Raw genomic sequence first — 20,581 nt, 5'->3', positions numbered from 1 at the left:
AAATAAGGAATATGAGGAAAAACAGTCGTTTGGCGAACCTGCATGTAACAGTAGCAAGAAGTTGACACCTGCTTGTATCAATTGATTATCGAGTTCGCTTTAAAGTGGTTATAAGCGCGCGTTTCGTTAGTTGTCGCCCGCTTGAATCTTTCATCAAGCTTTCAAACAAAAGTCCAAAAGCCGGGTCTGAAAGAAAATCGAAATTTATTTAAGGAATGTGTGACCTGCCCCCCCTTACAAGACATCAGTACAAGTAACCAGCCGCCCGGTACGCCCAACCGACGGCACATCATTTGATTGGGCATACTTAAGAGATAACGCCATGAACGCCCCGCTCCGTATCAACGAAGCTCTTTTGATTGCCGACCGCGCCTTTCGTCCTTTTCAATGCGTGGCCTGGGCTCCACAAGACGGTAATGGTGAACTGAGCCTGACCGTCATTGACCGCACCAATACTCATATTGGCCGCACTCAGATTCCAAGCAGTGCCTACACCGACCCGGCCCAACTGGCTGACTGCTTGAAACAGGCCCGTGCCGAGTTGAGCCAGGAAGGCTACACCCTGCAATCCTGGTCCATGCCTGAGTAAATCCTTAGCGGTAAACCTGATGATGGATTGCAGGCTTTGCACTGGATCGAAAAGCCAGTGTTCTGGCACGATTCGCTGCTGTTTCTGCAGCGTCTGATAGTTGTGCATTGTCACATTCAGGGATTGAATGTTGCCCTCATGCAGTCGTCGCCCCTCCGGGCTTATCGACACGCAAGGAGAGGCATGCATGCTCGATCAAACCGCGTTTGCAATGCCGACGGCCGCAGCCTGTGCCGGCCAACTCGACCCAGGCTTTGCCGATAACGGTAAAGTCTGGGTGCATTTTACCGGTAGCTTCGGGAGCCGGACCACGGGCCTGACGGTCGATCATGCCGGAAGGATCCTGGTGGCAGCCCGGATCGAAACGACCGAAGGCAGCCGGTTCGGGCTTGCACGGCTCAACCACGACGGTTCGGCTGACGCGAGCTTCGGACACCATGGCTATGTGATCGGCTCTTTTGAGCGCGGCTTCGAAGCCACGGCAGGCAAGGTGATGGAATTACCCGACGGCCGTATCCTGCTGTCCGGTCTGCACTACGAAAACACCGACCGCACCCTGCCCGCCATCGCGCTGTTCGATCAGCAGGGCCGCGCCGTTCAAAGCTTCGGCAGCGCCGGGCGGCAGGTCATACGGCTGTGCGGCAATCTTTCCCAAGGTCTGCGCGACACCTGGCTCCCACCCGGCGTACCGGGTCTTGAAGCCTGCGACATGCGGGTGCAGGCCGATGGCCGGATCCTCATCCTCGCCAATCATCATTACCAATTATCTGACCATGTCGGCATCCTGATCCGGCTCCTGCCCGACGGCGCATTGGACACTTCGTTCAACAACCGCGGCTTTGTGATGGTCCGGCATCTGTTGAAAAACACTTGGCTGGGTTGTGTGGCGCTTCAGGCCGACGGCAGCATCGTGGTCGGCGGAGTGATTGACTTGCCCCAACAAGGTTTGATGGCCCGCTATGATCCCAGCGGCACACTTGATGACAGCTTTGGCGAGGACGGTTTCCTGTCCATCACGACCCAACAGCACAGCGTGATGGTCAGCCAGATCGTCCAACTTCCAGACGGTGATCTGCAAGCACTGGGCAGCAGCCGCGACCCGATGCATTGCCTGTCGCTAAGAGTGGGCAGGGACGGCAAGCCGGACCCTCGCTGCAATCAAGGACAGTGTCAGTTCCTGAAATTTGGCAACAGCGCCAGTCAGTGGACGGCGGCCCAGCTTCAAGCAGACGCAAAGCTGGTGAGCGCTGGGGCCACCATCGGCGGTATCGAAACTGACTTCGTTCTGGCCCGGCACTTGCCGGACGCCAGCCTCGATCCGGATTTCGGTGAGGGCAGAGGTTGGGTCCGCACTCGGCTGGGCTACAGCCTCGACACCGCCACATCCCTGGCGCTGCAGGCAGACGGGAAGATCCTGGTGGGCGGCTATTCTCTGCATGGCAAGTATCGAGCAGTGGTGGTGCGGTACCGGCCCTGAGGATTTGCTTGGTTCATCGAGCCAGAATGAATCGCTCGATTGCCAGCGCCGCGCCGTCTTCGGTGTTGGCTGCGGTGATGACATCGGCCTGACGCTGAATCGCCTCCTCCGCCTGCCCCATGGCAATCGACAACCCCGCACGGTGAAACATCGCCGGATCGTTGCCACCGTCGCCCATGGCGGCAGTCTGTTCCAACGGCACCCCCAGGAACGCTGCCAGGGTCGCCAGCGCTTCACCCTTGTTTGCCCGCATCGCCGTCACATCCAGATAGATCGGTTGCGAACGCGAGACCTGAGCCTGGCCCTTGAGCAGCGGATGCAAACGCGCCTCCAGCTCAACCAGTAGCTGCGTATTGGCGCTGGTGGCGACGATCTTGTCGATACGTTCCAGGTAAGGCTCGAAACTCTCGACTTGCACCGGCGGATAGCCAAGCCCACGCGTCTCCACCGGCACCATCGGACCGTTGGCGTCGCGCACCAGCCAGTCGCCGTCGGCAAACACCCAGACCTCGATATCAGGCTGGTCGGCGTACAAGGCCAGCGTCGCCAAAGCCGCCTCAGGTGGCAGGTAGTGCACGGCGAGGAAACTGCCGTCCGGGTGGACCAGCGTACCGCCATTGAACGCGGCGGTAGGCAGGTCCACGCCCAAGGCTTCGATCTGCTGCAACATCGCCCGGGGCGGCCGCCCGGTGGCGAGGCTGAACATCACGCCCGCCTCGCGCAGCGAGCGAACGGCCTCGATAGTGCGCTGGTTGAGACTGTGGTCGGGCAGCAACAGCGTGCCGTCCATGTCACTGAGTAAAAACCGGATGGGGTGTTTCACCTGATCACTCATCGAGCGCATGCCAAACGCGGCCATCGCGTGTCAGCAGGTCATCTGCGGCCGACGGACCATCTTCACCGGCCTTGTAGAACTGGACCGTCGCGTCCTGTTGCCAGGCATCGAGGAACGGCTGGACCACACGCCAGCCGTTTTCAATGTTGTCGGCACGCTGGAACAAGGTCTGATCGCCGGTCAGGCAGTCGTAGATCAAGGTTTCGTAGCCCGTGGACGGTTGCATTTCGAAGAAGTCCTTGTAGGCAAATCCCAGCTCAATATTCGCCATGTCGAGGGTTGGCCCCGGCCGCTTGGCCAGCAGGTCGAACCACATGCCTTCATTGGGCTGGATCTGGATTCTCAAGTACGTAGGTTGCAGTTCATCGACTTCGGTATCGCGAAACTGCGCGTAAGGCGCCGGTTTGAAGCAGATGACAATTTCCGTGTCCCGCACACTCATGCGTTTGCCTGTGCGCAGGTAAAACGGCACCCCGACCCAACGCCAGTTATCGATCATCACCTTGAGGGCGACGTAGGTTTCGGTATTGCTGTCGGGCGCGACATTCGCTTCCTCGCGGTAACCATTGACCGGTCTGTCGCCGACGTGGCCTGCGGTGTACTGGCCACGCACCGAATTGGCGCGGGCCTGCTCCACCGACCAGGGGCGAATGGCCCCGACCACCTTGGCCTTCTCACCACGCACCGCATCGGCGCCAAAGGCGGCCGGCGGTTCCATGGCCACCATCGCCAGCAACTGGAACAAGTGGTTGGGTACCATATCCCGCAGGGCGCCGGTGTGTTCGTAGAAACTGCCACGGGTTTCCACGCCAACGGTTTCCGCGGCGGTGATTTGTACATGGTCGATGTAGTGATTGTTCCAGAAGGCCTCGAACAGGCTGTTGGAAAAACGGCTGACCAGAATGTTCTGCACCGTTTCCTTGCCCAGATAATGGTCGATCCGGTAGATCTGTTTTTCGCTCATGACTTTGAGCAGGCAGGCATTGAGCGCTTCGGCGGTTTGCAGGTCGGAACCGAACGGTTTCTCGATCACCACACGCCGGAAGGCATCATCCTGTTCCTGAAGCAGCCCAGCCGCGCCAAGGCGGCGGACCACTTCACTGAAAAAGCGCGGCGCGGTCGCCAGATAGAAAACCGCGTTGCCGGTGCCACTGGCGGCGATTTTCGCCGCCAGTGCTTGGTAGGTGCTGTCGTCGAGGAAGTCACCCTGAACATAACTGATGCCCCGAGCCAGGCTGGCCCACAGCACCGGGTCGAGCGCCCGGTCGGCATCACCGCCCTTGCTCGCCGCCTGGTGACGGATGAAATCCTCGAGTTTCCGGGCGAAGTCCACATCACTGATAGCATTATGGTCAACGCCAATGATCTGCAGGCCATCCCCCAGCAGCCCGTCGCGACTGAGGTGGTACAGCGCCGGCATCAGCAGACGCTTGACCAGATCACCATGGGCGCCGAACAGAAACAGCGTGGTCGGCGGCGCGGGTTCTGCCTTGGATTTCCTGCCGATCGAGGTCATTTTTTCGGCGTCTCCACGTGACCACCGAAGCCAAAGCGCATGGCCGAGAGCATCTTGTCACCGTAGGTGCTCTGCTGGCGCGAGCGGAAACGGGCGAACAATGAACTGGAGAGCACCGGCACCGGCACCGCTTGCTCAATGGCCGCTTCGATGGTCCAGCGCCCTTCACCACTGTCGGCAACCTCACCAGAGAAGCCGTCCAGCTTCGGATCGCTGGCCAAGGCGTCGGCGGTCAAATCCAGCAGCCAGGACGACACCACACTGCCGCGACGCCAGACTTCGGCGATATCGGCCACGTTCAAGTCAAATCGCTGCTCAGGTGGCAGGCTTTCGCTGGATTTGGTCTTGAGGATGTCAAAGCCCTCGGCGAAGGCCTGCATCATTCCGTATTCAATGCCGTTGTGGATCATCTTCACGAAATGCCCCGAACCGGCCGGGCCCGCGTGGATGTAGCCGCGTTCAGCGCGATCATCGTCGGACTTGCGGTCGCGGGTGCGCGGTATATCGCCCATCCCTGGCGCCAGGCTGTCAAACAAGGGGTCCAGGCGCTTCACCACTTCGGCGTCACCCCCAATCATCATGCAATAACCGCGTTCCAGGCCCCAGACGCCGCCGGAAGTGCCGACGTCGATATAATTCAGGCCCTTGACCGACAACGCCTGCGCGCGACGGATGTCATCCTTGTAGTACGTGTTACCGCCATCAATGATGACGTCGCCCGGCTCCAGCAACTCGCTGAGAACGTTAATCGTGTCTTCGGTGGGTGCGCCGGCAGGCAACATGACCCAGACAGCCCGTGGTTTTTCCAGACCGGCCACCAGTTGCGGCAGATCCGCGACGCCCGTTGCGCCCTCCTGGCTCAGGTTTTCAACAAAGGCGGCATTGCGATCGTAGACGACGGTGGTATGCCCATTGAGCATCAGGCGCCGCGCAATATTGCCGCCCATGCGGCCCAGTCCAATGATCCCGAGTTGCATGTGCTGATGCTCCCTACTACAAATAAAGGTGTGTCAAAGGTTTAGCTCAATCGACGAGTGGAGGTTAGTCCAGAGCATTGCTGCATAGTTTCCGGGTAATTCGAGCGATCACAAGGGATAACGCTCCAGATCCGGCCAAAGACACAGCGACCATGAAAAATAAAAAAGTTCCAATCACAAGCAAAAGAAATCAGAATCGGCGCCGATAGTAGAGGTGTCGACCAAATACTGGCGACATCTCTATAGTTGATGTACGCCATTTGCGAGGTGAGCAATGGACTCCGTAGTTACCGCACGTCCTCCCCAAACCCTTTACGTGACCATTCGTCGCGACGAATTACGCCTGCTCAAAGAAGAGCGTGATCTGCTGCTTGATGAGGTGACGCAATTGCGCATGCAGTTGCAACACTCCCAGCTGTCCCATCAGAGCCAGGCCCTGGCTCGGTAACCCCCGAGCAGAGGCGCGGCGCCGGAAGTGGCACTGGACAAACCGGTGTCATTTCCATGTGTACCCATTCGTGCCAAGGGCATGTGTTCTTGCCGCAACACGTAGCGGCCAGCCCCTGAGTGCGCGGGTTTCAGTGCGTGAGGTTGCAACGCGACCACCGGAAATAAACCTCCTCGCCACAAATAACGCCTTCGCCACAGCCCCCCCGACATTCGTTTTGTAACCAAATATCTAACAAACTTTTCACACCCCCATCGCGATACTCCCGGCCTTTTAGGTAGTTCGGCGCATGTCTGTGGGCATCCATTGGGTGCCAGCGGCTTTGTCGACAGGAAGGCTGGAGCGCTTGATGAGTTTGTTCAAACGCAGCACAACGACTGCGAAAAGTTTCGACTGGGCCGGGTTTGGCTGGTTATTTCTGTTTTTCTGGTATTTCTCGGGCATTACCCAACTGCTCATACTGGTAACCGACACCTCTGGGTTCACCGGGTTTCGCCAGGCATTCGTGATGAGCGCGCTGTGGCTTGCGCCCACGCTGCTCTTTCCTGCCCGGACCCGTTTACTTGCTGCGCTGATCGGCGTGGTCCTGTGGGCTTGCTCCATGGCCAGCCTGGGCTACTTCTTCATCTATCAGCAGGAGTTTTCCCAGAGCGTCATCTTCATCATGTTCGAATCGAACGTGTCCGAAGCCGGCGAGTACATGACGCAGTATTTTGCCTGGTGGATGGTGGCGGCCTTCCTGGCCCATACCGCCGTCGGATATTGGCTCTGGACACGTCTGCGCCCGGTGTACCTGCCCCGCGGCCAAGCCATGGTCGCGGCGACTGCGATTGTGGTGGCAGTTGCCGGCTATCCGCTGGTCAAGCACACCCTGCGTGCAGGTACATTTGCCGGTGGCCTGGAGAAATTCGAAAGTCGCATCGAGCCGGCCGTGCCGTGGCAGATGCTGGTTGCTTACCGGCGCTATGGCGAACAACTGGAAAACATGCAGGGCATGCTTCACAGCGCCAGCAAGATCGCCCCCCTGGGCCACCTGAAGGACGCCATGGCCGACCAGCCCGCCACTCTGGTGCTGGTCATCGGCGAGTCCACCAACCGCCAGCGCATGAGCCTGTACGGTTACCCAAGGAAAACCACGCCGGAACTGGACAAGCTCAAGGACCAGCTCTCGGTTTTCGACAATGTCATCACCCCGCGCCCCTACACCATCGAAGCGCTGCAGCAGGTGCTGACGTTCGCCGATGAACAGAACCCAGACCTTTACCTGAGCACACCGTCCCTGGTGAGCATGATGAAGCAGGCCGGTTACAAGACCTTCTGGATCACTAACCAGCAGACCATGACCAAGCGCAACACCATGCTCACGACCTTCTCTCAACAAGCCGATGCGCAGGTATACCTGAACAACAACCGCAACCAGAACGCGGCGCAATACGACGGCGATGTGATCGCCCCGTTCAACCAGGCCCTGGCAGACAGCGCTGCGCGCAAACTGATCGTGGTGCACCTGCTCGGCACCCACATGAGCTATCAATACCGGTATCCGCCCAGCTTCAAGACGTTCACCGACCGCCAGGGCGTACCGGCGGGGGTGCGTGACGACCAGGTCCCGACCTACAACAGTTACGACAACGCGGTGCTGTACAACGACTTCGTAGTGTCCAGCCTGATCAAGGACTACGCCAAAACCGACCCCAACGGCTTTTTGCTGTACCTGTCGGACCATGGCGAAGACGTGTTCGATTCGCCGGGCCACAGCACGCTTGGCCGCAACGAAGGCAAGCCGACCGCGCCGATGTACACCGTTCCGTTCATCGCCTGGGCCTCGCCCAAGTGGCGTGAAACTCATGACTGGAACTTCAGCGCTGACCTGTCACGCCCCTACAGCAGCGCTCACTTGATCCACACCTGGGCAGACCTGGCCGGTTTGAGTTTTGATGAGCTGGACCGCAGTAAAAGCCTGGTGAGCGATGACTTCAAGGCCCGCCCGCTGTTGATCGGCAACCCTTATGAACACCAGCGCAAAGCCTTGATCGACTTCAGCCTGATGCAGCCCAAGGCGCCTGCGGTGCGGGTCGTGCAAAAATAACCGCACCGCCCTCGCCCGCTACCACAGGAGCGGCCTCTACAGGGGCTTTGTCCAGAACAGCATACGGCCATGGGCCGGGTCGAACATGCCAGGGGCAAAGCCAAACCTGGTATAGCTGGCCTGGGCGATGGCATTGCCTTCAAGCACTTCCAGGGTGATTTTGCAGCAACCACGCTGGCGGGCGATATCCTCGACCTTCTGCAGCATCTTCTGGCTCAACCCCAACCCGCGGAACGGCTTCATCACCACAACATCGTGGACATTGACCAGCGGTCTGCAGGCGAAGGTCGAAAAACCTTCGAAGCAATTGACCAGGCCCGCTGGTTCGCCGTTGACGAAAGCCAGTACGCTGAAGGCATGCGGGCGCTTGGCCAGTTCCTCGGGTAGATGCAGCAGCACTTCCGGCGGCAGCGACTGACCACCGCCCATTGGATCTTCGGCATAGCCGTTGAGCACATAACAGATTGCTTCGGCGTGGACTGCATTGGTGTAGCTGGCTTGCAATACAAGAATGTCCCTGGTTTCTTCCACGGCGTTCCATCTCACTTCGGTAGTACCGACGGCTCCGGTGCCGTCGGCGGGATACGGTCAGGCGGACTGACCAAAACGCTGCATTTGCATTTCCTGCAGGCGGCTGAGCGTACGACGAAACGGGAATTGCAGATAGCCCTCGGTGTACAACCGGTCCATCGGTACCTGTGCCGAAAGGTACAACGGCACCTTGCGGTCGTAGCATTCATCGACCAGGGCAATGAACCGTCGCACACCGTCATCATGAATGGACAACTGCGGCAACTCACGATCACCGGCCTCGACCCTTTCAACCCCGTCTTCGGTTCCACGGGCAATGCGCCCCTCGCGCTGCTCGGCGCTCAGATTGGGTACGTCGCTGATCAGAATGGCCTTGAAACGGTCGCACAGTGCCATGAAATCCATGGCTGAGAACGGCTGTTCGCACATATCCGCGTAACGACTCCAGAGCACCGTATCGCTGGCCCGCACGGGCTGAAGCAGACGATGGCCAACTTCAATCGGCAAACTGTTGGACGCCTGTCCTGCGGTCAACTGGGCAAAAACAGCCTCCAACGGATCGGGTTGTCCGCCGTCGCGTAGCCAGTAGCGCTGCTGCAATGCTCCCGGATGCTGGCGATGATCTTGCCATCCGTTCACCGGCACGACCCGCATGTGCTGCTTGATCGCCGTGATGGTGGGCAGGAATCGCTCGCGGTTGTGGCCGTTGGCATAAAGCTCCTCGGGCGGCAGGTTGGAGGTGCTGACCACCACCATGCCCCGCTCGAACATGACCTGAAACAGACGGCTCAGAATGATGGCATCGCCAATGTCGGTGACGAACAACTCGTCGAAACACAACACCCTGACCTCTTGGCTCAGTTCTGCAGCCAATGCCTGCAAAGGGTCCGGCGTGCCCGTAAGCTGGAACGAGCGCTGATGCACCCAGGCCATGAAATGATGGAAATGCTGACGACGGGCCGGCACCCTCAGGCTTTCGTAGAAACGGTCCATCAACCAGGTCTTGCCGCGGCCGACCGGCCCCCAGAGATAAACGCCCTGGATCGACTTGCGCCCCTCGTGCAGTGCCTGGTGGCACTCTTGCAGAGCCATGATGGCCAGTTCCTGGGCTTCATCCTGGACAAAGCCATGGTGTTCGATGGCATGCTGCCAGGCGCTCAAGGGGGAGTCGAAAGTCATACGGCCCTGATCCGGAAAACGAGGTCGGGGAGTATGCCATGTCGGCGGCTTTGAGTGAGTGATCTCACCTGTCTGTGAACCCAAACAAAACCCTGTGGCGAGGGCGATCTATCTCCTCGCCACAGGTGTTGACGAACCAACGTGCAAACATCTAGATCGAGATATCCAGCCGACTGATCTTCCCTTGCTCGTCGAGCCGGAAGGTGTAGCGCAACTCCAGCGGGCTGCCGGGGAAAGTTCCGGAGATCAGGTTATGCACCAGCACCTTGCCGGTGCGTTGCTGCACATTGAGCACCTCGACCCGAGGCTGTAAACGCCGGGCGGTGTCTTCCATCCATTGAGCGATGGCCTGGGTACCGGCGCGGTGCTGGCCTTCATCGAACACGTTGGCATCCTCGGCGAAAAAACGCGTCACCGCCGAACTGTCACGGGCATTGGCGGCTGCAATGTAGCCGGCAATGGCCGGGGCCAGGGAAGAGACGGGATTGGACATGGTAGGGCTCCTTGTTTTATCGATCTGACACCATGCTAGAACAGCCTTGTGTCAGTTTTTGTCAGGAGTGAAACGCCCCATTTCGTCCAGTTCCATCAGCTTGAACCAGGCGCGCAACAAGTCGCTGCGCCGGCCAGGATAGCGCTCGCCCTGCTCGGTGGCAGAAGCAATCCGGTCAGTGCGAAAGGTCCGATAGGCGCCGCGTAGTTCACACCAGGCAACCACTACCCGCGCCTCATTGAAAAAACCCAGGGCCAACGGCCAGATCAGGCGCTGGCTGGGGGTTTTGTTCACGTCGGCGTAATCGATATGCAGCTTGGCTTGGGCGCGAATGGCCTGGCGGTACACATTCAGCTCCACCGTATTCTGTGGATAGCCATAGCCAGGAGGCCCGGGCAATACCGTGGGGTTGCGCAGGGCATCCCGGACGTCAGGCGCCAGCACTGCGGCCACCTTGGCCAAAGCGTCGGCAGCAGCCTTGCCCAGCACCTCGTCGCCACGCTGATCAACGTAGCGCAGCCCCAGCACAATGGCTTCGATTTCATCAGCCGTGAACATCAATGGCGGCAGGAACAGGCCGCTGCGCAACACATAGCCAATGCCCGCCTCGCCCTGGATCGGCGCCCCCAGGGCCGAGAGTTCGGCGATATCGCGGTAGAGCGTGCGCTCGGACACTTTCAACTCGGCCGCCAATGTCGCAGCGGTAACCGGGCAGCGCTTGCCTCGCAAGACTTGCAATAATGTGAGCAGTCGAGTGGTACGCGACACGATGGACGATCCGGAAAAAAGACTGACGCAGATTAGCAGAGCCTGGTGTCAGAAACTGTCAGGAGCCATGAGCCCTGTCTGGATTGAACTGGACGGGAAACCGCGTGATGTGCGGTGGTTTGAGAGAGATGTGGGTTATCGTGCTCAACAGCTCGCCCGTTTGCCCTACCTATTATCGTGAGAGTTTATCCATGCGCAGAGCCCTCGGTGTGTCCCTTTTCCTGATGTTGCTCAGTCTGAGCGCCTGCGCCCTCTTCCCGCACCGCGATCCGCTGAACATCACCGTGGTGGGCATCGAACCGTTGCCCAGCCAGGAGCTGGAGATGCGCTTTGCCGTGAAACTGCGATTGCAGAACCCTAACGAAACCGCCATCGATTACAACGGTGTCGCGCTCGACCTCGAGGTTAATGGCCGGACACTGGCATCGGGGGTCAGCGATCAGACCGGATCCATCCCACGGTTCTCCGAGGCGGTACTGAGCGTGCCAGTGAGCATCTCGGCTTTCTCCGTGCTGCGCCAGACGCTGGGCCTGAGCCAGACCCAAAGCCTGGACAACCTGCCTTATGTACTCAAAGGCAAACTGGCCGGTGGACTGTTCGGCACCCTGCGCTTCGTGGATCGCGGCACCCTGGACTTGCCGGGTACCGCGGCCACTTGGTAAATCAACGAGTGAAACGCACGCCGGGTTTGGCCCGCTCGTCCACCACCAGTTCGAACACATCTGGCCTGGCGTAATGGCCGACCACGTCATAGTCGTAGCGCGCCGGTACCAGTTCATCGGTATCGATTTCGGCGGTCAACAACCCGCTTGTGCCTTTAAGCGGACCGGCCAGGACGTCCCCCATGGGGCCGACAATCACACTGCCGCCGGCAATCAGGGGACGCTCGGCAGGCCAGTTCGCCACTTCAATGCCCAGCGCCTGAGGCGAGGCCTGAACCTGACAGGCGCTGACCACGAAGCAACGACCTTCGTGGGCGATATGACGCATGGTCACCTGCCACATCTCCCGCTCATCCACCGTCGGCGCACACCAGACCTGCACCCCTTTGGCGTACATCGCGGTGCGCAACAGCGGCATCATGTTCTCCCAACACACCGCAGCGCCTACACGACCGACCTGGCTGTCGATCACCGGTAAAGTCGAGCCGTCGCCCTTACCCCAAATCAGACGCTCAGTGCCAGTGGGCATCAGCTTGCGATGCTTGGCCACCAGGCCGGCATCGGGCTCGAAATACAGGGCGGTGCAGTACAAGGTACTGCCGTCACGCTCAATGACACCCACTACCAGACTTGCCCCCGTGCGCGCCGAAAACCCGGCCAAGGCCTCGGTTTCACTGCCCGGCACGTCGATGGCGTTGGCAAAATAACGAGCAAAGGCCTCGCGTCCCTCGGGCAACCGGTACCCCAACTGTGTACCGAAGCTTTCTCCCTTCGGATACCCACCCAGCAGCGCTTCGGGCATCACCACCAAGCGTGCTCCGGCCTGGCGTACGGCATCTTCATAGGTAAGGATCTGCGCCAGGGTGTCAGCTTTGCCTCCGGGCAACGAGCCGATCTGCAGGGCAGCCACAATGGATTTGGGCATGGTTTTCAACTCCTCGATCATCTGGGGTTGCTGATTTTCAGGTGCCAGACGATCATGAATAAAGCCCCATACGCTGCTAAATGATATGAGTGTTATGAATATCGCGGATGTCGACCTTAATCTGCTCAAGACCTTCGAAGCCCTGCACGATGAATCCAGCGCCAGCCGCGCCGCGCTACGCCTGGGCGTGACCCAGTCGGCCATCAGCGCGGCGCTGCGCAGGCTTCGAAACCTGTATGACGATCAATTGTTTGTGCGCACTGGCCGCGGCCTGGCGCCGACCTTACGGGCCAATCAGCTCAAACCGGTGATCAGCGACGCACTGAATAAATGTCGCCAGAGCCTGGCGATGGTTGACCCCGATGCCAGTCATTACGAAGGTCGCTCGGTCATCGTCGGGTTGTCCGATGATTTCGAAATTGCCCATGGCCGGCGCTTGATCGAGGACGTGGCACGACGGGCGCCGGGGCTGCGATTGATTTTTCGCCAGACCCATAGCCAGATCGTCGGCCGGGCGCTGATGGAGCGCAGTTTCGATCTGGCGATCACGGCGGGAGGGTTTACCGAACGCTTGCTCAGCCGTCAGGTACTGGGCGAAGGCGACTACGCCTGTCTCGTCGACCCGGCCAGCCTGACGCAGGACCAGCAGACGCTGACCCTGGAGGCGTTCGTGGCCCGTGAGCATCTGCTCGTGTCTTCCGGTGGGTTCATCGGCATCACCGACGAAGGGTTGGCCGGCCTTGGCCTGAGCCGGCGGGTGTGTGCCTCGACCACCCACTTTGCCGCCCTGCCGTTCCTGCTCAAGGGCAGCCAGGCCGTGGCGACCATTCCGCTGCATGCCGCCGCGGCGATCGCCTCCCTCAGTGGCCTGGCGTTGCTGCCCTGCCCGCTGGACCTGCCCCGCTACCCGATCGAACTGGGCTGGCGAACCCATACGCAGATGGACCCGGCCGTGGTCAAGGTGCGTGAGGCTATCATCGCGACCTTTGCCTGAGGTTTATTTGTTGGCTGCCATCAGACGATTGACTTCACTGCGCACCATGTTGGCGTACTCAGGCGGCGACATGCCGTCCAGTTCGGCACGTACCCATTCGGACCACTTGCCCTTGCGCTTGGAACGCTCGCCGAACAACCGGGCCGCGTCACCCTTGGCCTTGCCCAGATTGTTTTGCCACAGTTCAAAAAGTCGGGACTTTTCGTCTTCCAGTGCCGCGCGCTCGGCCAGGGGCTTGTCAGCCAGATTGAAACTCATGGGAATTACCTGTTGCGTAAATATGCGCCATCTTACACCTTGAAGAGGCGCGTCTTAACCACGTTTTATGATCCACAGTGCTGCCGCTGCCAGACGCTGCAACTTTTGCTCAAGGGCAGCACTCCATTGTTCACTGCCATCATCAGCAAGGAGTACCTCAATGGCTCGCAAAAGCACGCTGCAAGGGAATGGAGAGCAAATCAAGGATCAAGCCTTCAGTGAACTGAAGGCTTTGATTGAGGAATCGGAAAAGCTGCTCAAAAGCAGCGCCTCACTGGTCGGCGAAGACGCTGAAAACCTGCGCGACCAGATCTCGCAGAAGCTGCAACAAGCCCTGGATTCGGTTGCCAGCGCACGGGAGCGGACCCGGCCGATGGTCGATGCCACCGAAGTCTATATCGGCGGACATCCATGGCAGACCGTGGCCATTTCCGCAGGCTTCGGCCTGGTGGTGGGGTTGTTGCTCGGACGCCGTTAAGCCCTTGGCAAAAACCTGTTTGAATGATCACTGATAGTGTGGCGAGGAGATTTCCTCGCCACAGATGCGTGAACCGCCAGAGCCTCATCCGAAGCCGGCTTTACAAACCCGCCAACTCCCGCAACTGCGCCAATGTCTGCCCGTCCAGTGCGATCCCCCGCTCATTGGATTTGCTGCGCTCGTTGTGTCGACGATCACCCGGCAGCCGTCGCAACCCGACACCATGCATCTGCCTGACCAGCTCCTGGCTGCGCTCGGCGAAGTTCTGCCCGGCGGCCTTGCTCGGGTCGATCACGATCAACAACTGACCGGTCCAGGGTGTCTTGGCCCCAGGATGGTTGTGCCAATCGAACTCGAAGGAAAAGTTGCCACCGGTCAGGGCGGCCGCCAGCAGCTCGACCATCATCGACAACGCCGAGCCCTTGTGTCCGCCAAAAGGCAGGAGCGCCCCGCCTTCGAGAATCGCCTTCGGATCGCAGGTCGGCTGACCGAGGCTGTCCACCCCCATTCCTGGCGGTAGTGACTCGCCCTTGCGTGCAGCAATCTGCACATCTCCGTGGGCAATCGCGCTGGTGGCCAGGTCGAAGACAATCGGCTCACCATCGGCCCGTGGCGCAGCGAAGGCAATGGGATTGGTACCAAAGAGTGGACGGTCAGCACCGTGAGGCACCACGCACGTCATGCTGTTGACCACGCTCAATGCCACGAGACCTTCATAGGCAAACGGCTCGACATCCGGCCACAGGGCAGCGAAGTGATGGGAGTTGCGGATCGCCAACACTGCAATCCCGGCGCTGCGGGCCTTGGCCACCAGCAACGGACGTGCGGCGGCCAGGGCCGGCTGGGCGAAGCCGTTACCAGCGTCCACCCGTACAAACCCTGATGCCACATCTTCGACCGTGGGTACTGCCTGACCATTGACCCAACCACTTTTCAGCGTCGAGACATAACCGGGAATGCGAAACACCCCATGACTGTGGGCGCCATCACGTTCGGCTCCGGCGCAGTTTTCGGCCAGGGCCCGCGCGACCTCGGCCGACGTGCCGTGTCGCAGGAATATTTTCTCCAGCAAGCTCACCAAAGCGGAAAAAGACAGGGTGCTTGAACCGGCATGATCGGATAGCGCAGACATCTGAAGCTCCAGAGTGATTGTTGGAGGTAGCAACAGCGTAAGGGGAACCAGCCGGCTGATTAAACACCGCTTCACTGTCGGAGCAAAGCTTGCTCGTGCCGGATTACGCTGATCACCGCGCTTGGGTGCGGTAACTATGTACCACCTTGGCTCATTGATCGTTGCCTAGTCTGGCCGCTCATCCACCAAACGTGCCGCCTCGCGGCGCCTTGAGCGAGAAGCAACGATGACCACTGCAACGACGCCGTTATTATTTCCCGAGGTATTGGCCGCCAATAACCTGGAGGACTTGAACGCCCCCCACGGATTGACCCAGGCCGACCTCGACTGGCTGCACCATGTGTCCCTGTCCAACCATACGCTGCGCGCCGCACAGACGCCCCCCATGTCTGCCGAAACGATTCGCTTGCAGGTCGACGCAAACGCGCCGATCCCGCTGGCCGGCTGCCTTGTGCTCAAAGCGCTGACAGACGCAGACGCAGCGCAGACCCAGCCTGCGTTCCTCTACACGCCCTACGGCGGAATCAGAAAATTCGACAGCCCCGAAGCTCTCGAAGAGAAGATGGAAGCAATGCTGGACAGTCCAGCCGAGCGTGACGATCTTTTTCGGCTGTTATCGATTTCCCAGCGCGCCGAACTCAACAGCACCTCCGCGATCAGGACTACCCGGCAACGTATCGACGGTGACGTCTTCAACACCCTGGTCGAGTCCATCGAGTTCGCTCAAAGCCTCAACGCCCGAACAATGGTGGATGAACTGATCAAGTTACCCTCCCTCAGTACGATGCTTGACGCGATCTTGAATGAGGTGCTGTCCAACTTTGATCATCGACAGACCCGCGTAACCATGAGCACGTGGAGTAGCGCGGGGAATCAGAAGACAAGCCAGTTGACCAGAAGCATGACACTCAGCGAGGCGGTCCTGGCCTACTTCCACAGCCAGGGTCGGCCCGCCGGGCAAGACGTTGACTTCATTCATCCAGGCATCACCGTATCACCGCAAAACAAGCGTCAATGGGAGAGCGTGTTGAAGGTGACCGCCAGCAACCTGATCCCCAGCCTTGCCCACTGTATCGACGCTTATTGGGACGCCACCGGCCCGTTCAATACCTCGCGCCGGCGCTTTCTTTCCCAAGTTCTCAGCGATGCGCTACAAGCCACGATTCTGATCAAGCGGGAGAAAAGACAACTCACCGAGGCCCACGCCCAGGAACTGCTGCGGCTGTACAGGCCATCTCGCCCGGACGAACCGCTGCTGTTTATCGAAACCCTGCGTCTTTGGGAATATGAGCCGCTCTACGTAGAGCTGGCGGGTTCTTTGATGATCAGCGCCAAGGGACACTATCTCTATACCCCCAGTCACGGCCTTGAGAAAGTCGACAACTACCTGGGTTTCAAGGATGCACTGCTCAATACCCCCACCGGCGCAGGGCGAAAGGAAGAACTCTACAGTCTGCTCAGCCTGGAGGAGCGCAACCGCTTCCTGCGCTTTGACGATCCCCAGGTGTCAGGTAAGGCGGTGACGTGGCCGGTATTCGAGTCTCTGGCTGATGCGATCATCGGCAAACAGTCGAAAAACCTTCATTTCGCAATGGAGATGTCCCGCCAGGGGGACGTGGACGTCCACGCGCTCGTTGACAAGGCCCTGGACATACGCAGCCTGATCGGCAAAAACCTGCTGACGCAAAAAACCGCTGGACACTGGGGCACGCAGCCGGTTTTTTACGGGGACCTGCGCCCGTCCAATTTCATGGCTGATCAACTGGAGAGGAAGATCAAGAGCTACGCCAGTGTCGAAGAGGCCTTGAATGCCGAACTGAGCCGATTGCCACTCTCCAGCGACACCTCGCTGCGTCACGCATTGAAAGGCCTTCTTCCTAAACTGACCAACGTCTTTTCCCTGGGAATACGTGCAGAAGCCGAACTCAGAGAACTCAACGCAACCCTGTCTCCCGCCGCGCGCGACCTTATCGCCGCGGTCTTTGCCTTTGATGCCGAATATCCGGACCGCACTCAACGCATCGGGGTAAAGGGCTTCCGGCCCGATGTCTATTCGCTGAGGCTGGCATGTACCGAGGACGGCAAAACCGTCTCTTTGCCGCTGGCCAATTGTTTCCTGCTGACCGAACGCGGCGGGCTGGATACGCCTCATTCCGGCCTGGCAATTCTCTGGACACCGGCCGACGGTTTACAAGTGTTTGCCTCAGTCGAACTTGCCACCCAGCAATTGAATCGCCACCTGCTCGACTCACGAAAGCGCTCTGGTCTGCTCGCCAACCTCTGGCCCGCCCAACGCAAGCCCCATGGACGCTATCAACTGGATGTGTTTGAGCTGATCGAAGACAACGTGCTGCTCAATCGGATGAAGTCGTTCAACGCACTGTTCGAGGCCCAATACAGGTATCTGAGCACGCTAAAGAGCGGGGACTGGCAACTGACAGGGCCTGAACGGGTAAAAAGCCTGGGCACATTGCTTGAAAAGGCCGCGCCTACCAATCTGACACACGCCACACGTATCGCCCAGGCGATCCGCTTGCAACAGAAACTCCCCGCCTGGCTTGGCGCCGCACCACTTGAAGAACAGCGCCTACAGGTTGACCTGCTTGAGCAATACAGAAGCAGTGTCGACGATGACGAGGATTATCTGGACGGTATCGAGCCCCTGCACACCTATGTGAGCAAAAAGCTCAAAGCGCTCCTGGATGCGCGTTTCGCCGTAAAAGACCTGGATCCTGCCACCCTGTTGATCACCCCGAACCATGCGTTGGCGGGGCCCGCCAGCAGCTTGACCGAGTTCGCCCTCAATCATGCCGACTTCACTCAAAAGACAGGCTTCAGGGTGTCCTCGACCTCCGGGCGCGCGTTGCCCGACAGCCTGAACGAGACGGCTGTCAGACAAATGCTGCTGTCGTTGGACATACCCTCTGCCTATAAAAAGATCGTTCTGGACGAACTCTCCACTACCTCGACCGATGGCCAGAAAAGAAAGCAGCGATTTCGCCGGCAGTTGCCCTGGCAACTGTTGCAACATGCCCACGCACTGCATCTACAACAGCACCTTTCTCCCACAGGGTTTGACTTGATTCGCCAGGTACTGGACATGCCGGATGCCATCGCACGCCAGGCAGTGGACGGCGCCAGCGCGTTGATTCGTCCACTGGAGCTGATCAAAACCCGGGGAGCTGCGGCGATCAAGGCACTGGGGCTCTACCTGATCGGATCAAGCACCGATGATACTGCCCCCCATGTGCTGTATTCCCCCTACCATGCGGGCCACAACTTCACCGAGTTCAAGGACCAGGGCAGCCTCATTGCAGCCTTCAACACGCCGGGCGCGTTGCAGGACCTGCTGATTCGTCGACTTCCCGAAAGCCAGCAAGCCACGTTCAAGAACCTGTTCGCCGCCACGGTCGGTTCTCTATCGGAAATCACCCTGGCTTCCAATCCGATCAAGACCAACCTGTTCGATGTATTGTTCAACGACAATACAACCCTGTTATCGGACATGCTGAGCGCACAAACAGAAAAAAACCGCCAGTTTGACTGGGAAACGGCCCTGCATTTGTTCAGCGCCGGCGTCAAACTGGTGGGGCGGCAGTTGCAAGGCAAACTGACGTTTATCGAAACGCTTTGGGAAAGTTACCAAGACTTCAAGGCCTCTTCTGAATCCCTGCAGCAGCATGACTGGAAAGCAGGCTTGCACGACTTCATCGCCGGCGCGGCAGAGATGGTCTCACTTGGCTTCCTGAATCGCGACGACACCTTCGGCCTGCTCGACCCGATAAGTCCCGGCACGCAGAACGCCTCCATGGCGACCCCGCCCCGCTGGAAAGACATCGCCTCCACCGCCCCGACGCGCACCAACCTGCGGGCCTTCGAAGCCACGGAGGTGAGCCTGCACAACCTGCAGAAGAACCGGATCGACGGAACCTACAGGGCCCCAGGGTCCGACAAGCTTTACGCACCTGTTGCCGGCATGGTTTTTCAGGTGGCCAAAGCCAATCAGGTCTGGCGCGTGGTCCATGAACAGGGAGAGGGCCCAATACTGAGGCAGTCGCCTGATAACCAGCAATGGACCGTAGACCCACAACGGCAGACCATTCGCTACGGCAAAGTGATGTCAACGCTGGCCAATTCCTACAGCGACTACAAGGCTTCAACGTCGCTCAACATTGAGGCTCGGGGCATGGCGCAAATACGCCGCAAATACCCGGCTTACGCAAACATGATCGAGCAGGCCCTGGAGGTGGCCAGGTATTACTCATTCAACGCCCTGCATAATCTGGATCAGATCAAACATCAGGTCCCGCCGGGCTCTCGGCTGGATACCTTCCTGAAGACGTTTTTTGGGGTGAGGACAGTCGACGCCAGCCTGATCAAGAAAATACACACCGCCGTCTCGCCGCTGTGCCGGGCATTGGCTGATCCGTCCTGGGAAACCCGCAACGCCAAGCGCCTTGTAATCGGCCGTTTGAAATACATGGACGATAGAGCCACTGCATTCGTGCTCGAACCGGAAACGGCAGGAAGAATCTATCTCACCCAGTATTTCTTCGAGGTCGGATTGGATTGGTACAAGGATGCGGTCCCGGATTCCTTCAATGTCGATGCCCACGCCCAGGCCGCGGTGCTTATCCACGAAGTTTCTCATCAGCTTTTCGACACGCTCGATATTGTCTATCTGGACGCGGCACTGCCGTTTCTGGACCTGATTTCCAATGCCACTCAGTTCGGACATTCAAAATACAATTATCAAAAGGACCAGCAACGCAACGGGCTGTCGTTGACCACGCCACGATCCAAACTATTCATGGGCTGGGACAGTGCAGCCGGCGGGCTCAAGAGCCTGGAGCTTTTCCCCGAGCATCGGGATATGGCCCGGGAAATCCTGAAGATGACCGGCGCCAGAAGCATGAGCGAGGCGCGCAGTATCTTTCTGGATCCAGGTTCACCGACAGCACGCATCGACGTGATCTTGCGAAACGCCGACTCCATGACGCTACTCATCTGTGAGCTGGGTCGACAGCTGGACTCCCCACCCTTGAGTCCCGCTGCCACGTTTTAAACGGCCTCTGCGAACGCTGCGCGCGGACGGGTCTTGATCTTTTTTTCACGAGATGTATGCCACGCTATAACCACGACATACCGGTGTTCGAGCCTTTGACCGGAAAAAACAGGCTCATTTTGATGTGCAAACGCCATGATGGCGGTTCTCGACAGGTCATGCCGA

Annotated in this window: 18 protein-coding genes; 8 read left to right on the top strand and 10 right to left on the bottom strand. The window is 59.1% G+C overall.

What is annotated here, in order from left to right:
• Positions 1–322: 322 nt before the first annotated feature.
• A complete protein-coding gene (locus GSM73_RS12040) occupies positions 323–589 on the top strand; it encodes a hypothetical protein (protein ID WP_047226544.1) in 267 nt (88 codons plus the stop codon).
• A gap of 187 nt (positions 590–776) precedes the next feature.
• Positions 777–2,066, top strand: a complete 1,290-nt coding sequence (locus tag GSM73_RS12035; protein WP_160892647.1) for a hypothetical protein — start codon at positions 777–779, stop codon at positions 2,064–2,066.
• Positions 2,067–2,079: 13 nt separating this feature from the next.
• On the opposite strand, the gene GSM73_RS12030 is transcribed toward GSM73_RS12035, so the two are convergent.
• Genes GSM73_RS12030 through gnd form a run of 3 tightly spaced genes read right to left on the bottom strand, consistent with a single transcriptional unit; the run spans position 2,080 to position 5,418 of the window.
• Positions 2,080–2,901 carry an HAD family hydrolase gene (locus GSM73_RS12030; protein WP_047226638.1) on the bottom strand — a complete coding sequence of 274 codons (822 nt, stop codon included), beginning with the start codon at positions 2,899–2,901 and terminating at the stop codon, positions 2,080–2,082.
• A complete protein-coding gene (gene zwf / locus GSM73_RS12025) occupies positions 2,894–4,417 on the bottom strand; it encodes a glucose-6-phosphate dehydrogenase (RefSeq protein ID WP_076384973.1) in 1,524 nt (507 codons plus the stop codon). Before zwf ends, GSM73_RS12030 begins: the two co-directional genes overlap by 8 nt.
• A complete protein-coding gene (gene gnd, locus GSM73_RS12020) occupies positions 4,414–5,418 on the bottom strand; it encodes a phosphogluconate dehydrogenase (NAD(+)-dependent, decarboxylating) (RefSeq protein WP_256244141.1) in 1,005 nt (334 codons plus the stop codon). The genes zwf and gnd overlap by 4 nt, the downstream gene beginning before the upstream one ends.
• Positions 5,419–5,668: 250 nt before the next feature.
• On the opposite strand from gnd, the gene GSM73_RS26420 reads away from it, so the two are divergent.
• Positions 5,669–5,842: a DUF6026 family protein gene (locus tag GSM73_RS26420; protein ID WP_171061379.1), complete on the top strand. Its 174-nt coding sequence runs from the start codon at positions 5,669–5,671 to the stop codon at positions 5,840–5,842.
• A 349-nt stretch (positions 5,843–6,191) separates the two neighbouring features.
• A complete protein-coding gene (locus GSM73_RS12015; RefSeq protein ID WP_160892645.1) occupies positions 6,192–7,931 on the top strand; it encodes a phosphoethanolamine transferase CptA in 1,740 nt (579 codons plus the stop codon).
• Between the two features lie 36 nt (positions 7,932–7,967).
• Here the strand turns inward: GSM73_RS12015 and GSM73_RS12010 are convergent, their stop codons facing one another.
• The 4 genes from GSM73_RS12010 to GSM73_RS11995 all read right to left on the bottom strand — a co-directional run bounded on the left by GSM73_RS12010 (position 7,968) and on the right by GSM73_RS11995 (position 10,902).
• Positions 7,968–8,462, bottom strand: a complete 495-nt coding sequence (locus tag GSM73_RS12010) for a GNAT family N-acetyltransferase (protein ID WP_047226549.1) — start codon at positions 8,460–8,462, stop codon at positions 7,968–7,970.
• A gap of 57 nt (positions 8,463–8,519) precedes the next feature.
• Positions 8,520–9,641: a cell division protein ZapE gene (gene zapE / locus GSM73_RS12005; protein ID WP_076384977.1), complete on the bottom strand. Its 1,122-nt coding sequence runs from the start codon at positions 9,639–9,641 to the stop codon at positions 8,520–8,522.
• A 151-nt stretch (positions 9,642–9,792) separates the two neighbouring features.
• Positions 9,793–10,134, bottom strand: coding sequence for a nuclear transport factor 2 family protein (locus tag GSM73_RS12000; RefSeq protein ID WP_047226551.1), 342 nt, complete (start codon positions 10,132–10,134; stop codon positions 9,793–9,795).
• A 51-nt stretch (positions 10,135–10,185) separates the two neighbouring features.
• On the bottom strand, positions 10,186–10,902 hold the full coding sequence (locus GSM73_RS11995; RefSeq protein WP_047226552.1) for a YafY family protein: 717 nt from the start codon (positions 10,900–10,902) through the stop codon (positions 10,186–10,188).
• A gap of 191 nt (positions 10,903–11,093) precedes the next feature.
• Between GSM73_RS11995 and GSM73_RS11990 the strand changes: the two genes are divergently transcribed.
• Positions 11,094–11,564, top strand: coding sequence for an LEA type 2 family protein (locus tag GSM73_RS11990; RefSeq protein ID WP_047226553.1), 471 nt, complete (start codon positions 11,094–11,096; stop codon positions 11,562–11,564).
• 1 nt (position 11,565) lies between these two features.
• Here the strand turns inward: GSM73_RS11990 and GSM73_RS11985 are convergent, their stop codons facing one another.
• Complete coding sequence (locus tag GSM73_RS11985; protein ID WP_076386674.1) at positions 11,566–12,489, bottom strand: carbon-nitrogen hydrolase family protein; 924 nt, start codon at positions 12,487–12,489, stop codon at positions 11,566–11,568.
• A 94-nt stretch (positions 12,490–12,583) separates the two neighbouring features.
• On the opposite strand from GSM73_RS11985, the gene GSM73_RS11980 reads away from it, so the two are divergent.
• Positions 12,584–13,483 carry a LysR family transcriptional regulator gene (locus GSM73_RS11980; protein WP_172833799.1) on the top strand — a complete coding sequence of 300 codons (900 nt, stop codon included), beginning with the start codon at positions 12,584–12,586 and terminating at the stop codon, positions 13,481–13,483.
• A 3-nt stretch (positions 13,484–13,486) separates the two neighbouring features.
• Here GSM73_RS11980 and GSM73_RS11975 read toward each other — a convergent pair whose 3' ends face one another.
• On the bottom strand, positions 13,487–13,741 hold the full coding sequence (locus tag GSM73_RS11975) for a hypothetical protein (protein ID WP_076384979.1): 255 nt from the start codon (positions 13,739–13,741) through the stop codon (positions 13,487–13,489).
• 160 nt (positions 13,742–13,901) lie between these two features.
• On the opposite strand from GSM73_RS11975, the gene GSM73_RS11970 reads away from it, so the two are divergent.
• Entirely contained in the window at positions 13,902–14,219 is a 318-nt protein-coding gene (locus tag GSM73_RS11970) for a YqjD family protein (protein ID WP_047226556.1), read from the top strand.
• Positions 14,220–14,319: 100 nt separating this feature from the next.
• Here GSM73_RS11970 and GSM73_RS11965 read toward each other — a convergent pair whose 3' ends face one another.
• The gene (locus GSM73_RS11965; protein ID WP_076384981.1) at positions 14,320–15,351 is read right to left on the bottom strand and encodes an Ldh family oxidoreductase; all 1,032 of its coding nucleotides are present in this window, start codon (positions 15,349–15,351) and stop codon (positions 14,320–14,322) included.
• 226 nt (positions 15,352–15,577) lie between these two features.
• Here GSM73_RS11965 and GSM73_RS11960 point away from each other — a divergent pair, with 226 nt between their 5' ends.
• Positions 15,578–20,416 (top strand): dermonecrotic toxin domain-containing protein, encoded by a 4,839-nt coding sequence (locus tag GSM73_RS11960; RefSeq protein ID WP_160892643.1) that lies wholly within the window; start codon positions 15,578–15,580, stop codon positions 20,414–20,416.
• Positions 20,417–20,581 lie beyond the last annotated feature (165 nt).

It is taken from the genome of Pseudomonas sp. PICF6, from assembly GCF_009831705.1.
GTDB classification, from domain to species: Bacteria; Pseudomonadota; Gammaproteobacteria; order Pseudomonadales; family Pseudomonadaceae; genus Aquipseudomonas; species Aquipseudomonas rhizophila.
The sequence above is the reverse complement of the archived record's forward strand: the minus strand, read 5'-3'. Positions and strand labels throughout refer to the sequence as shown.